General features: G+C 65.7%; 9 protein-coding genes. 3 read left to right on the top strand and 6 right to left on the bottom strand.

Translation table 11 applies throughout. The annotated features are described in order from the left end of the window. The first annotated feature begins 124 nt into the window (after positions 1-124). On the top strand, positions 125-3529 hold the full coding sequence (locus AC6H34_RS10840; RefSeq protein WP_497538822.1) for an autotransporter outer membrane beta-barrel domain-containing protein: 3405 nt from the start codon (positions 125-127) through the stop codon (positions 3527-3529). An 84-nt stretch (positions 3530-3613) separates the two neighbouring features. On the opposite strand, the gene ku is transcribed toward AC6H34_RS10840, so the two are convergent. Beyond that, the gene (gene ku, locus AC6H34_RS10835; RefSeq protein ID WP_497538821.1) at positions 3614-4423 is read right to left on the bottom strand and encodes a non-homologous end joining protein Ku; all 810 of its coding nucleotides are present in this window, start codon (positions 4421-4423) and stop codon (positions 3614-3616) included. A gap of 147 nt (positions 4424-4570) precedes the next feature. On the opposite strand from ku, the gene AC6H34_RS10830 reads away from it, so the two are divergent. Continuing rightward, complete coding sequence (locus AC6H34_RS10830; protein ID WP_497538820.1) at positions 4571-5782, top strand: putative DNA modification/repair radical SAM protein; 1212 nt, start codon at positions 4571-4573, stop codon at positions 5780-5782. Further along, positions 5779-7188 (top strand): UdgX family uracil-DNA binding protein, encoded by a 1410-nt coding sequence (locus AC6H34_RS10825; protein WP_497538819.1) that lies wholly within the window; start codon positions 5779-5781, stop codon positions 7186-7188. The genes AC6H34_RS10830 and AC6H34_RS10825 overlap by 4 nt, the downstream gene beginning before the upstream one ends. Positions 7189-7261: 73 nt before the next feature. Here AC6H34_RS10825 and ertE read toward each other — a convergent pair whose 3' ends face one another. From ertE to ertD, 5 genes are read right to left on the bottom strand one after another with little or no spacing between them, the layout of a single operon-like run. Further along, positions 7262-8506 (bottom strand): N-carbamyl-l-glutamate amidohydrolase ErtE, encoded by a 1245-nt coding sequence (ertE, locus tag AC6H34_RS10820; protein WP_497538818.1) that lies wholly within the window; start codon positions 8504-8506, stop codon positions 7262-7264. A gap of 3 nt (positions 8507-8509) precedes the next feature. Continuing rightward, on the bottom strand, positions 8510-9079 hold the full coding sequence (locus AC6H34_RS10815) for a UbiX family flavin prenyltransferase (RefSeq protein WP_497538817.1): 570 nt from the start codon (positions 9077-9079) through the stop codon (positions 8510-8512). A gap of 25 nt (positions 9080-9104) precedes the next feature. Then, positions 9105-10466, bottom strand: a complete 1362-nt coding sequence (locus AC6H34_RS10810; RefSeq protein ID WP_497538816.1) for a UbiD family decarboxylase — start codon at positions 10464-10466, stop codon at positions 9105-9107. Then, positions 10459-11967 (bottom strand): aromatic amino acid lyase, encoded by a 1509-nt coding sequence (locus tag AC6H34_RS10805; protein WP_497538815.1) that lies wholly within the window; start codon positions 11965-11967, stop codon positions 10459-10461. The genes AC6H34_RS10810 and AC6H34_RS10805 overlap by 8 nt, the downstream gene beginning before the upstream one ends. A gap of 2 nt (positions 11968-11969) precedes the next feature. Then, positions 11970-13334, bottom strand: coding sequence for a hydantoin-5-propionate amidohydrolase (gene ertD / locus AC6H34_RS10800; RefSeq protein WP_497538814.1), 1365 nt, complete (start codon positions 13332-13334; stop codon positions 11970-11972). Positions 13335-13434: the final 100 nt, after the last annotated feature.

The raw sequence follows: 13434 nt of genomic DNA, 5'->3' as shown, positions 1-13434 counted from the left end.
GGTCGCAAGCCAGCGAACTCAGAAGATCGGCACGAGTCGGCCCCGCAGGAACAAATAAGGGCTCTGGTATCCCGCCGATGGGAGTGTCCGGACCCAAGAAAGACGAGAGGAAGGACATCTCAAAATGGCACTCAATTCAGACTTGAAAGGCAAGCTGGCGCTGACGACCGCCGTCCTGGCCTTCTTCGCCGGCTATGGACGACGTTCATACGCTGGCAGTTGCACGCCATCGAGCGGGGCCACGATCGTATGTTCCGGTCCCGCCAACAGCGCGACCGATCTGACCCAGACAGTGACCATCACCGGCAATGGCACGCTGACGACGAACAGCGGGTTCGGCATCGATACGAGCACGCAAAGCGGAATCGCCCTTTACTCAAGGGGATCCGGCACCATAGACCTTGTCGCGTCCTCGACCATCGTCGGCAAATACAACGGCTTTTATGCCCGCAACAACGGGACTGGAGCGCTCACCATAACCGCTGCCGGAGAAGTGAAGGCAGTTGGTACCAGCGGCGTCGCCCTGATGGCCACGAATCTGGCAACTGCGACCAATCTGACTCTCACGACCGCCGTCGGCAGCACCATCACTGGAAACCTTCACGGTATCCGAGCGGCGAACTATGGTGCAGGTATTACGACGGTGACGCTCAACGGTGACGTGGCAAGCACCCAGACCAACGGAACCGCCGTTATCGTTCAAAATAGCGCGCCGTCGTCGGACATCATCATTACGACGGGTTCCGACTCCAGCATTACAGGCGTCGGTTCGGGCATCGGCGCATCGAACGGCGGTATTGGCTCGATGAGCATTACCGCCAACGGCTACGTCAAAGGCACAAACGGCAATGGTATCTCCGCTATCGGCGCTCCCACGGCAAAGGGCCTGACTGTCACGACGGGCGCCGACAGCAGTGTGACGGGCGGGCGATATGGGATCTTTCTCAAGAGCTACGGCACGGATGACGCCACTATCACCACCAATGGCGATGTGACGGGCACGGGAACGACCAGCGCAGGCATCTGGGCTGCCGTCAGTTCTTTTACTCCTGGCACTGACACGGATCTGACCATTACGACCAATGCCGGCAGCGTCGTCACCGGCGGCCGGTTCGGAATATCGGCTAACAACCTTGCGGAGGGAAGCATCGCGGTTACGGTCAATGACGATGTGAGCGCCACGGCCTCCGATGGCATCGGCATCATGGCCGGCAACGGGACGCTGGGGCGGGACATCAAGGTTACCACCAGCGCCGGCACCGCTGTCACGGGTGTCTCTCAGGGGATCTTCGCAGCAAATGCCGGTCTCGGTGCAACAGACGTCGTGGCTGACGGAGATGTCTCCGCCACCGGCGCCTATGGGATTGGCATTCGGGTTTTTGCCGGCCCGACCGCAGCGGACGTCAATGTTGCAACAGGCATCGATAGCACGGTTTCCGGCAATAACGCAGCCATTTCCACTAGCAATCTTGGCACGGGTGCGACCAACATCAATGTCGATGGCACGGTAAATAGCGCAAGAGGCGACGGAATCGTGGCGCTAAACTTGGGCTCAGGTGTCAAAGAAATCCTCATTACGACGGGCAAGGACAGCTCAGTAAACGCTAATGTAAATGGGATTCTCGCTGTTAACTACGGAACTTCCACAACGTCCATCGATGTTAGCGGTGATGTTGCCGGGATGACCGGGCACGGCATCGGTATTTCCAGCATGGGGCAGGCAGGGCCGGTGAACGTATCCGTGCAGTCCGGTGGGCTTGTCGAAGGGGGCATGGACGGCATCTATGCTTTTTCCAGCAAAGCATCGCAGACGATTTCGATCACCAATGCCGGGACCATCCGTAACGTGTCGAACGCTTCGGATGATCTTGCGATCAAGACGACGGGTGGACCGACGGATATCGCCAATTCCGGCCTCGTCACCGGCACGGTCATCCTGAGCGCTCTCGACGACTCCTTCAGCAACACGGGGACGTGGAACACGGCGAACGGGGCGAACGATTTCGGGGCCGGGACGGACCATGTCGACAATCGCGGCACGGTGATCGCGGCGGCCTCGGCGGGCACGGCGGAGACCACCTCCTTCGACGGCCTGGAGACCTTCACCAATGGCGGCCTCCTCACCATGCGCGACGGTGGCACCGGGGATGTGACGCGCACCTCGGGCGACTATGTCGGCGATGGCGGCGTGATGGCGATGGACACCTATCTCGGCACCGACGGCTCGCCCACCGACCTTTGGGTGATCAACGGCAACGCCTCGGGCTCGACCACGCTGTCGGTCGCCAATGCCGGCGGCCCCGGCGCCCTGACCACCAAGGACGGCATCAAGGTGGTGCAGGTCGACGGGAACTCCACCTCGGACGCCTTCCGCCTCGCCCGGACCCTGACGGCCGGCGCCTACGACTACAACCTGTTCTATGGCGGCGTCACCGACCCGGGCGACCAGGACTGGTACCTGCGCTCGGTCGGCGCGTCCGCCTCGACGCAGACTGCGCTGCCCTATGCGGACACGCTGGTGAACTATGCCGAGGCGACGCTGGGCACGCTGCAGCAGAGGACCGGCAACCGCGTCTGGCCGAACGGCACGCCGCCCGAGGCGATCTGGTGCAAGGACCCGTCCCGCAACTTCCGCTGCACCCCGACCGGCGAGCAGAACGCCTCCTATGCCGACGGCAAGCCGGTGCTCTACGGCCAGGGCGCCTGGGGGCGCATCGGCGGCCAGTATGCCTCCTACGATCCCAGGACAGGCTCGGCCTACACCCAGTCCCTCGGCTTCCTGCAGGCCGGCTATGAGGGCGTGGCCCATGAGAACGGCTCGGGCGAACTGACGCTCGGCGCCTTCGCCACCATCGGCACCTCGCGCGCCGAGATCGACGTCTCGCCCGACCCGGTGACCAAGGCGGCGCGCAGCGGCAAGATCACCTCGACCGGCTACGGGCTCGGCGGCAACCTGACCTGGCTCGGCCAGGACGGCTTCTATGCCGATGCGGTCGGCCAGTTCACCTGGTATGAGTCGGACCTGTCCAACAAGGCGGGCGGCGGCAATTCGGGCTGGTCCTCGGTGCTGAGCCTGGAGGCGGGCAGGCGCTTCGAGCTCGGCTCGGGCTGGGCGCTGGTGCCCCAGGCCCAGCTCGCCTGGGCCCATGTCGACTTCGACAGCTTCACCGACCTCAACGGCGCCCGCGTCGCCCTCGGCGACGGCGACAGCCTGAAGGGCCGGCTCGGCCTGCGGGTCGAGAACCTGGCCAGCTGGAAGAACCAGCAGGGCAGGACCGACCGCCTGCAGCTCTACGCCGTCGCCAATCTGAGCTACCAGTTCCTGGACGGCACCTCGGTCGAGGTGGCCGGCTCCTCCTTCACCCAGCAGAACAAGCGCCTGTGGGGCGAGGTCGGCCTGGGCGGCAGCTATGCCTGGAACGACGAGTGGAGCCTCTATGGCGAGGCCGACTATGCCGCCGCCCTCTCCTCCGGCTCCGGCGACAACTATGCCGTCAAGGGTACCGCAGGCCTCAGATACAGGTGGTGAGAACCCTGAGAGCTTCAACCTTCCGCTCGGTGCCCGCCCCCTCCGGGGCGGGCATAGCAGCGGGAGCAGGGACAGCCTGTTCTCCTACGCCCGCTTCCTTGCCGGCTTGCTCTCTCTGCCGGCCTTCGCGCTCTCTCGCAGGGCTTCCAGCAGACTCACGACCTTGGCTTCGCGCCTGTGTGGCCGGGGCTTGATCCTACGGCCCTCGATCTTCGCCTTCACCAGCTCGGCAAGCGCCGCCTCATAGCGGTCGTCGAAGCCGGAGGGATCGAAGCGGCCGCTCTTGGTCCCGATGATGTGGCCGGCGAGATCGAGCATCTCCTTGTCCAGCTTGAGCCTGGGAATATCGGCAAAAGCCTCCTCTTCGGAACGCACCTCATAGTCGAAATTGAGGGTCGTCGCGATCATTCCCTTGTCCTGGGGGCGTATCAGCACGCTGCGCAGCCGCCTGAACAGCACGGTCTGCGCCAACGCGGCCACCTTCGCGCCGCGCATGCCGTCACACAGGAGATCGAAGGCCTCTGCCGATGCATCATCGCTCGGCGCGAGATAATAGGGCCGGTCGAAATAGACGGTGTCGATGGCCTCCAGCGGCACGAAACCCTCGATCGACAGCGTCTTGTCGCTCTCGGGAACCGCCTCCGCGATCTCCTCCGGCTCCAACATGACGACCTCGCCCTGCGGCGTCTCATACCCCTTCACCTGGTCCTCGCGCTCGACGGGCTTGCCGGTCTCGGAGTCCACGAACTGCCGATGCACGCGATGGCCCGTCTTGCGATTGAGCGTATGAAAGGCGACCCGCTCTGACGTGCTTGCCGCCGTATAGAGCGCCACGCCTGCGACAAGCTCGCCAACCTTGAGAACGCCCTTCCAGTTGGCTCTCGGCCTCGCCATGACGCATCCTGCTCCGGGTAACGAGGATCAACGCTCCGGAGAATAGCTGGTTCCCGGGTGCGCGGACAGGGTGTCGCGCTCGCGGGGTTGCAAAGACGACAATAAGAACATAACATGAACATCTGCGATCTTGCCGGAGACTCCTTCATGGATGAAAAACTCGCCGCCAAGCTGCGCATCCTCGCCGATGCCGCCAAATACGATGTCTCCTGTGCCTCCGCAGGCGCGCCGAAGCGCGTGGCGGGGAAGGACGGGCTCGCCTCCAGCACGGGCGGCGGCATCTGCCACGCCTACACCCCGGATGGGCGCTGCATCTCGCTCCTGAAGATACTGCTTACCAATTACTGCCTGTTCGACTGCGCCTATTGCATCAACCGGCGCTCCTCCAACGTAGCGCGCGCCCGCTTCGGGATGGACGAGGTGGTGACGCTGACGCTCGAATTCTACAAGCGCAATTATATCGAGGGCCTGTTCCTCTCTTCCGGAATCATCCGTTCGCCCGACCACACGATGGAACTGCTGATGCTCGTGGCAAAGCGCCTGCGCCGGGACCACGGCTTCGCCGGCTATATCCATCTCAAGGCAATCCCGGAAGCGAGCCCCTGGCTGGTCGAACAGGCGGGCCTTTGGGCGGACCGCCTTTCCATCAATGTGGAACTGCCCTCACGGGCTAGCCTGAAACGGCTGGCGCCGGAGAAAGATGACGCCACCATCACTGCCGCCATGGGGCAAATGCACGAACGCATCGCCGAGGCCCGCGAGGAGAAACGCCATTTCGCCCCGGCCGGCCAGAGCACGCAGATGATCGTCGGCGCCGACGAGACGACGGACGAAGCCGTGCTGGCCACCACCGCGACGCTCTACAAACGGTATGAAATGCGCCGGGTCTACTATTCGGCCTTCAGCCCCATTTCAGAGGCAAGTTCCATTTTGCCGGCTAAGCCTCCACCTCTCCAAAGAGAGAACCGGCTTTACCAGGCCGACTGGCTGCTGCGCTTCTACGGTTTCACCGTGGAGGAGATCGCCGAAGGCGGCGAAGGAGGCATGTTGCCGCTCGACATCGATCCCAAGCTGGCCTGGGCGCTGAAGCATCGCGAACGCTTCCCGGTGGACGTCAATCTGGCCGAGCGCGAGATGCTGCTGCGCGTGCCGGGTCTGGGAGCTCAGGCCGTCGACCGCATCATCGCCGCGCGGCGCCACACCCGCCTGCGGCTCGCCGACGTCGGCCGGCTCACGGCCGGACTGAAGCGGCTGCGGCCCTTCCTGATCGCGGAAGACTACCGCCCCCTGCGGCTGGCGGACCAGCTCGACCTCCGTCCCATCGTCGCACCGCCCCGCCAGTTGAGCCTGTTCGGATGAAGGGCCGGCTCGTCGTTCTGAGGGAAGGTGCGGATCTCGACGGCTTTCGCCGCGCAGTGCGCGGTCTGGTAGCGGGCGATGTCGCGCCCCAGCAGGTGAGCTGGACCACCGGCACGGCCGGCGACCTCTTCGGAACCACCGAAAGCGCAGAGGCCCCGGCGGTCGCGCTGCCGCGGGCATTGGGCGAGTGGATCGATATGGTCCTGTGCCATCGCGATCCCGAACGCCACGCGCTGCTCTACACGCTGATCTGGCGGGTGCTGCATGGCGAGCGCATGCTCATGGACCTGCCCAGCGATCCGCTCGTCCATCGTCTCGCGCGCATGCGCAAGGCAGTGGGGCGCGACGTCCACAAGATGCACGCCTTCCTGCGCTTCCGGCGTATCGAGGAGGATGGGGCGGGTGAGCGCTTCGCCGCCTGGTTCGAGCCGGACCATTTCATTCTCGAAGCGGTGGCGGGTTTCTTCGTGGATCGCTTTCGCTCCCTGGTGTGGTCGATCCTGACGCCCGTCGGATCGCTGCACTGGAACCGGGAGATCTTGACGATCGGGCCGCCCGGCAGGCGGGAAGACGTTCCTGCCGCCGACTCCTTCGAAATGGGCTGGCGGAGCTATTACAAGAGCACCTTCAATCCGGCTCGGGTCAATCCCGGCCTGATGCGCTCGGAGATGCCGAAGAAATACTGGCACAACCTGCCGGAGACCAGCGCGATCCCGGAATTGATCCGTCTGGCCCCCACGCGCGTTAGGGAGATGCTGGAGAAGGAGGCTGCCATGCCCTTGAAGCGCAATCCGAGCAAGGCCGTCGCCGCCATGGCGGACCAGGAGCCGCATTCGCTCGAGGAGCTCAATCGCATCATCACGGCATCCGAGCCGCTCGTGCCGGGCGCGACGCAGGCCGTATTGGGCGAGGGGCCGGCCGGCGCTTCCATCGCCTTCGTCGGCGAGCAGCCGGGCGACCAGGAAGATCTGCAGGGCCGCCCCTTCGTCGGCCCGGCGGGGCAGTTGCTCGACCGTGCGCTGAAGGAAGCCGGCATCGACCGCCGGAAGACCTATCTCACCAACGCCGTGAAACATTTCAAATATGAGCTTCTCGGCAAGAAGCGCCTGCATCGATCGCCGACGACAGGCGAGATCAAGCACTATCGCTGGTGGCTCGAAAGGGAACTGGACTTCGTGCATCCGCGCCTCACCGTCGCCCTCGGCGCGACCGCCCTGCAGGCGCTGGCCGGCAAGGCAATGCCCATCGGGCGCAATCGCGGGCCTATCCAATTCGGCGAGAGGGCGGGTTTCGTCACCGTCCATCCATCCTATCTGCTGCGCCTTCCGGACGAGCAGGCACGCGAAGCAGCCTATGGCGATTTCGTCAGGGACCTGAAGGCCGTGAAGGAACTGGCGGCAGGCTAACGCGTCCGATGCTCACTCGGTTCGACCGGAATCGCAGTATTCTTTTATTTTCAATAGTTTGATCTTGAATCTGTCACCCGAAGGCCGGGTCTACGTCGATCCGCTGTACCGCCGCGCGGAGCACGCGGGCGCCCGCCGCGCATTGCGGCGGGTCGGTCCACTCCTCGGGGCAGTGGCTCTTTCCTTCCCGACTGGGCACGAAGATCATCGCCATCGGCGCGATCCGGCCCATGAAGCCGGCATCATGGCCTGCGCCGCTCGCAAGGGAGACGGTCTTCAGCGACAGGCTCGTCGCAGCTTCAGCGAGGTGCGCGCGCAGGCGCTCGCTGCAGGGCGACGGCTCGGAGCGCGAAATCCCCTTGAAGGCGGTTCGCTCCACCCTCGCCCCGGAGGCAGCGGCAAGGCTGGCCCCGGAGAGTGCGTCGAGAAAGGCGTCGAGATGCGCGGCGTGTTCGGCCCGGGCCTCCACCACGAGCCGCGCCGATCCCGGCACGACGTTGGAGGCATTGGGGTGCACCTCGATACGGCCGACCGTGGCGATGAAATAGCCGTTGCGCGTACGCGCGAACTGCTCGCCCAGCCGCCGGACCCGCATCACCAGGTCGGCCGCCGCCACCAGGGCATCACGGCGGAGGTGGAACGGCGTGGTGCCTGCGTGGTCGGCCGAGCCGGTGAACTCGATTTCCACCCGTGCAATTCCGACGATACCGGTGACGAGCCCGATATCGACACCACCCTGTTCGAGAACGAGTGCCTGCTCGATGTGAAGTTCCAGGAACGCAGCGATATCGTAGCGAAGCGGTGCCGTCAGCCGTTCGGGTCGTGCGCCCATGCGCACCATCGCCGCCGCAAGCGGTTCTCCGGAGGGATTGCGAAGCTCCAGCATGCCGGCATCGAGGAAACCGGTCATGGCGCGGCTGCCGATGCAGGAAGGCCCATAGTCGCTCGGCTCCTCCGACAGGAAGTCGATGATCTCCAGGGGATGGCGCAACGCGATTGCGTCGTCGCGCAGGAGGCGAACCACTTCCAGGCCGGCCAGAACGCCGAGCGGCCCGTCGAAGCGTCCGCCCGAAGGCACCGTATCGGAATGCGAGCCGATCACCAGCGCCTTCAGCCCGGGCTCGCGGCCTTCCAGGCGCCCGATGAGATTACCGCCCTCGTCCAGCCGCGTCGCCAGGCCCGCTTGCGTGAACCTCTGCTCCAGCCAGCGGCGGCCTTCGAGAAAGCGATCAGTGAAACAGCGCCGCGTATAAGGCCGCGCCGGATCGGTAATTTCGGCCAGGGCCATGAGGTCCTGCCAGAGGCGGTCTTCATGCATGGCTCAGCCTCCCTTCCAGCGCCCGTCCATGGGGATTTCCAGGTCGAAGAGGTCGAGCACCCTGGCGGCGGTGTGGGTCACCATCTCGTCGAGGGTTTTCGGCCTGGGGTAGAAGGCGGGCACAGGCGGCATGACGATGCCACCCATCTCGGTCAGGCGCAGCATGTTGTGGCAGTGGCCCAGATGCAGCGGGGTCTCGCGAAACAGCACCACCAGGCGGCGGCGCTCCTTCAGCACGACATCGGCGGCGCGGGCGATCAGGGTACCGCCGGTACCCATCGCGACCTCCGCGAGGCTCTTGGCCGAACAGGGCGCAATGATCATTCCACCGGTGCGGAAGGAACCGCTGGCGATGGGAGCGGCAATATCGCGGTTGTCATAGGCATGATCGGCGAGAGCCTTCATGCCGGCCAGCGTCATGTCGCTCTCATGCGTCATCGCCGTCATGGCCGCCCGCGAGACGACGAGATGCGTCTCGATGCCCTCGCCTCGCAGCATTTCGAGGATGCGCACCCCGTAGTCGAACCCCGAGGCCCCGCTGACGCCGACGATCAGGCGGTTAGGCCGGCTCATGACGCTCTCCCGGCGATGCCATCTTTCAATACTCCGCCAATGCGCCGCGCACGCGGGCCATCACATCGGCCGGCGCGCGCGCGAATTCCGAGCGGCCTTCCCGCTCGCCGTCACCGGGCCGCGTGGTGGCGATCATGCCGATCTTGGTCACGGTGAGGTTTTCATGCACGGGATCGCAGCGATCCGCCTTCATACCCGGCAGCACGACGAGATCCTCGTCGCCCCGGAACCGGGCTGCCAGCGACCACTCGACCTGTACGGGATCTTCCGGGTCCACGTCGTCCTCGACGACGGTCACCAGCTTGAAGAGGTTGATCTGCCCCATGGCGAGAATCGCCGCGCGCTTGCCCTCCCCGAGCCGCGGGCGATGCATGGCGATGACTGCATGCAGGCGTCCCATGCCGCCATCGGTGACGACGACGCGCCGTACGGCCGGAATGACCCGCTTCAGCGCCTCGCAGCATACCGCTTCGATGGCGATGGCCCCGAGCAGGCAATGCTCCGGGGCATAGCCGGGCAGGATGGCCTGGTAGATAGCATCCCGCCGATGGGTGACGCAGCCGATGCTGCCGCCGGTGCCCGGCCCATAGCCGACATAGAAGCCGTGGAACTCGGATACCGCCCCCTCGGGCACGAAGTCGCCGGCATCGATGAAGCCCTCCAGCACGATTTCGGCTCCGGCCGGCACTTCCAGCGGCACGGTGAGACAGCGCGCGAGCTGCAACGGCTCCCCCAGAAGGCCGCCCACGACATCATACTCGTCGTCGCCCAGGCCGAGATACATCTGCGAGCCGATGAGAACGGCGGGATGATTGCCGATGGCGACGGCGATCGGCAGGCGCTGGCCAAGGCTTCGGGCCTTCTCGGCCAACATGTTGAGATGATGGTTCTTGGCGATCCCCACCATCACTCGCCCGCCACCGTCAAGCCGCAACCGGGCTATCGAGACGTTCCGCCGGCCGGTCTCGGGGTCACGGGCGACGATGACGCCGGCGGTTATGTAGGGCCCGGTCTCGTGCTCGAACCATGTCGGGACCGGCAACAGCTCTCCGAGATCGAGGGGTTCGTGGCGTACGACCTCCCGCACCGGCGAATTGGTCGCCAGCACAGGCGGGATCTGCCGCTTCAGGGCGTCCAGAATGCGGCCGGGCAGGCCCTGCCGGTCCGTATCGAGGAGACGCGCGATACGCTCGCGCGAATTCATCAGGTTCCCGGCTACCTTCATGGAGTGCCCCGCCACATTGGCGAAGAGCAGGGGGCTGTCATGCCGGCGCAGGCTCATAACCGCGCCGAGTTCGAAGCGGGCATCGACCTCGCGCCCGACGGTATGCAAGTCGCCCCAGCCCGCAAGGCGCTCCAGGGTGCCGCGAAAGCTCTGGTCAGCCATGATGCTTCTCCCCGCGCGGAACGCCGGCGGCCGCCTTCACCGCCTCGACCAGAGGTCCAAGATCGAAGATCGTCTCGCCCTCCCGGCCGATGGGCAGCAGCGCCAGGATTTCACTGGCGAGCGGTTGCAAGCCCCGTCCGAGGCCACCTGTCGGCACCTCGCGGCGATGGATGGCCCAGACGGCGCAGGCGATTTCGAGGGTAACGACGTTCCAGGCCGGCACGAGGCAGCGCACCGTCTCGGCCACCGATTGCGGCGCGTTTCCCGCGACATCCTCGACGCCGTCGTCGAGCTGGCCGGAATAATTGAGCAGGGCCGGAAAGGCTGCCTGCCGCACGGCGCCGACATTCGCTCCGGCAAGATGGCCGAGGTTCAGGAACTGCACACCGCCGATGGCGCCGGGCTCGACCGCGAGACTCGTCGGCAGGCCGGTGAAGCCGGGCCACTGGATCTTGTGAATGCGCTGCCCGGAGGCCTCGATCACCTTGGCGAGACCCTGGCGCAGCGTATCCATGCCGAGGCAGCAGGCGCTGGTCTCCATGTTGCCGTGAGAAAGGAAGACGCCCGTGGCGGCCTCGATCATGGGATTGTCGCAAGCGGCCGACAACTCCGCCTCGAAAAGGCCATGGGCGAAATCAAAGGCTGCCTCCGCCGCGCCATGGATCTGCGGAACGCAGCGGAAGCTGAGGGGATCCTGGAGAAAGCGGGCCTCGCCCGCCTGCCAGAGCCTGCTTCCGGCAAGTGCATCCCGCAATGCCCGGCCGACGCGGATCTGTCCGGGCTGGCCGCGCGCGAGATCGACCTCCTCGCGCCATGAATTGAGATTGCCGCGAAATCCCTCCATCGAAAGCGCCGCGGCCAATGTCGCCGCGTCGAGGAGCGAGCGGATCTCCGCAAGTGCCAGAGCGGCCTCCGCGAGCATGAGGCTGTTGGAGTTGAGGAGGGATATGGCTTCCTTCGCCGCGAGCGCGCCGACAGGCGTCGGACCGGAGCCGCCGGGTGCGACGCCGGGCCTGCCGAGAAGGGGCACGGCGAGTTGACTCATCGCCACGATGTCGGATGCGCCGACCGATGAGCCGAGCCTTGCGGCAGGCAGGTCATCCGCCTGCAGGCGGGCAAGCAGGGCCTCGACCAGTTCGAGCCGTACGCCGGAGCGCCCCCTGGCGAAAAGCGCGAGCTGGATCGCGAGAGCTGCACGCACCACCTCGGGCGGGGCATTCGTCCCCGGCGCCAGGGTGGCGTGCGCCGTGATCATCATGTTGTTGTAGCGGGCGATGGCCTCGCGGCTCACGCCGAAGTCCTTCTGGCTGCCGACTCCGGTGGTGATGCCATAGGCTGGAATGGCCTGCTCCACGAGGCGGTCCACCACCGCGCGGGCGCGAAGGACAGCCTCGCGGCCTGCGGGCGAAAGCGCGACGCCGGCCTCGCGGCGGGCGATGGCGGCAACGTCGTCCAGGCTTAGCGGCGCCTCGCCAAGGGAAATGATGGGGCGGGAGAGCATGGTCATTCCTTGGTCTGGAGCGGACGGACGAAGCGGCCGCTGCCGGGTTCGGCCAGAACGTCGGTGCCGTCGAAGACGAGCCGGCCTCGTTGATAGGTTCCGCTGATCCGCCAGGGGAGTTCAAGGCCGTTATAGGGACTCCACCCCACGACATTATGCCCGCTTGCGGCGGCATCATAGACACGGGGCTCGGGCGTCAGGACGGTGATGTCGGCGTCGCGCCCGAGAGCCAGCGCTCCCTTCGTGGCGGCAACGCGGAAATGCCGTGCCGGGTTTTCTGCCATCAGGCGAGCGGCCGCCGTCAGCGGAATGCCCCGCTTCAGCGCGCCGGCGACGAAGAGGGGCACCATGACCTCCAGCCCCGGCACGCCCGAGGCATTGGCGAGCATGTCGGGATCGGTCTTGCGATCCTCCGACCAGCTCACATGATCGGTGGAGACCAGGGTGACATTGCCCGCTGCCACATGCCGCCAGAGCCCCTCCACTTCGGCACGCGAGCGGACAGGCGGGTTGATCTTCGCCTTGCCACCGAGGCGGCGGACGTCGTTCTCCTCATCCAGCACCAGGTAATGGATGCAGGCCTCGATGGTAGCGGCGAAGCCCTGCGCGCGGTAGGATGCGGCGATGTCGTAGCCGCGGGCGAGGGAGCAATGCACGACATGAGCCGGGCAGCCCGTCGCGACGCCGATCTCGTAGATGGCGTGCATGGCCAGGAGTTCGGCGATAGGCGGACGTGACAGGCCATGGGCGCGCCAGTCGCTGATACCGGCCGCTCTCGTGCGTGCCATATAGGTGTCGACGGTCTCATGGTCCTCATTGTGGACCCCGGCTGTAAGGCCCAGGGGTGCAATTGCGGCAAAGCAATCCATCAGCGCCGCAGGCGGGATGCGGGGAAAGCGGGTGGGGTGGGTCCCGAAGGTCGAGAACTTGAAGGCGGCGACACCGGCCTCTGCCATTTCGCCGATGCGCAGCGCGCCCTCGGCCGGATCAACGGTGCCATAAAGGGCGAAATCCACGCGCGCCGTGGCTTCGCCATGCGCCGCCTTCTCACGCACCGCCTGGCCCGACGAGACCACATGACCTTCGTCATAGGGCATGTCGACGATGGTGGTCACGCCGCCGGCGGCAGCCGAGCGCGTGGACCAGTGAAAATCCTCCTGGTCTCGCTGGGAAAGCGAGTGCACCTGCGCATCGATGGCTCCCGGCAGGATCAGCGCCTTGGGCAGGCGATGGCTCTCGCGCGCGTCAGGTGGCGAACCTTCGCCCACTGCCGCGACCTTGCCGTCCGCCACGGCGACGAAGCCGGTGTCGATGACGCGGTCCGGCAGGACCACCGTACCGGCGAGCACAAGATCGAAATCCGCCATCGACAGAACCTCCTGGCCTGATGGGTGCGGCAGCTCCAAATTCGGACAACGGCCAACGCCGATACAACCGGCTCCGGAGGCCAGTCTCCTTCTGGGAGCG

The sequence above is a fragment of the Labrys sp. ALF-8 genome (assembly GCF_059699065.1).
This window is presented reverse-complemented; position numbering and strand designations above follow the sequence as displayed.

Bases quoted from the DNA above. Each gene is read 5' to 3' on its own strand.
- AC6H34_RS10840 (WP_497538822.1), top strand. From the start codon at position 125: ATGGCACTCAATTCAGACTTGAAAGGCAAGCTGGCGCTGACGACCGCC.
- ku (WP_497538821.1), bottom strand. From the start codon at position 4,423: ATGGCGAGGCCGAGAGCCAACTGGAAGGGCGTTCTCAAGGTTGGCGAG.
- AC6H34_RS10830 (WP_497538820.1), top strand. From the start codon at position 4,571: ATGGATGAAAAACTCGCCGCCAAGCTGCGCATCCTCGCCGATGCCGCC.
- AC6H34_RS10825 (WP_497538819.1), top strand. From the start codon at position 5,779: ATGAAGGGCCGGCTCGTCGTTCTGAGGGAAGGTGCGGATCTCGACGGC.
- ertE (WP_497538818.1), bottom strand. From the start codon at position 8,506: ATGCATGAAGACCGCCTCTGGCAGGACCTCATGGCCCTGGCCGAAATT.
- AC6H34_RS10815 (WP_497538817.1), bottom strand. From the start codon at position 9,079: ATGAGCCGGCCTAACCGCCTGATCGTCGGCGTCAGCGGGGCCTCGGGG.
- AC6H34_RS10810 (WP_497538816.1), bottom strand. From the start codon at position 10,466: ATGGCTGACCAGAGCTTTCGCGGCACCCTGGAGCGCCTTGCGGGCTGG.
- AC6H34_RS10805 (WP_497538815.1), bottom strand. From the start codon at position 11,967: ATGCTCTCCCGCCCCATCATTTCCCTTGGCGAGGCGCCGCTAAGCCTG.
- ertD (WP_497538814.1), bottom strand. From the start codon at position 13,334: ATGGCGGATTTCGATCTTGTGCTCGCCGGTACGGTGGTCCTGCCGGAC.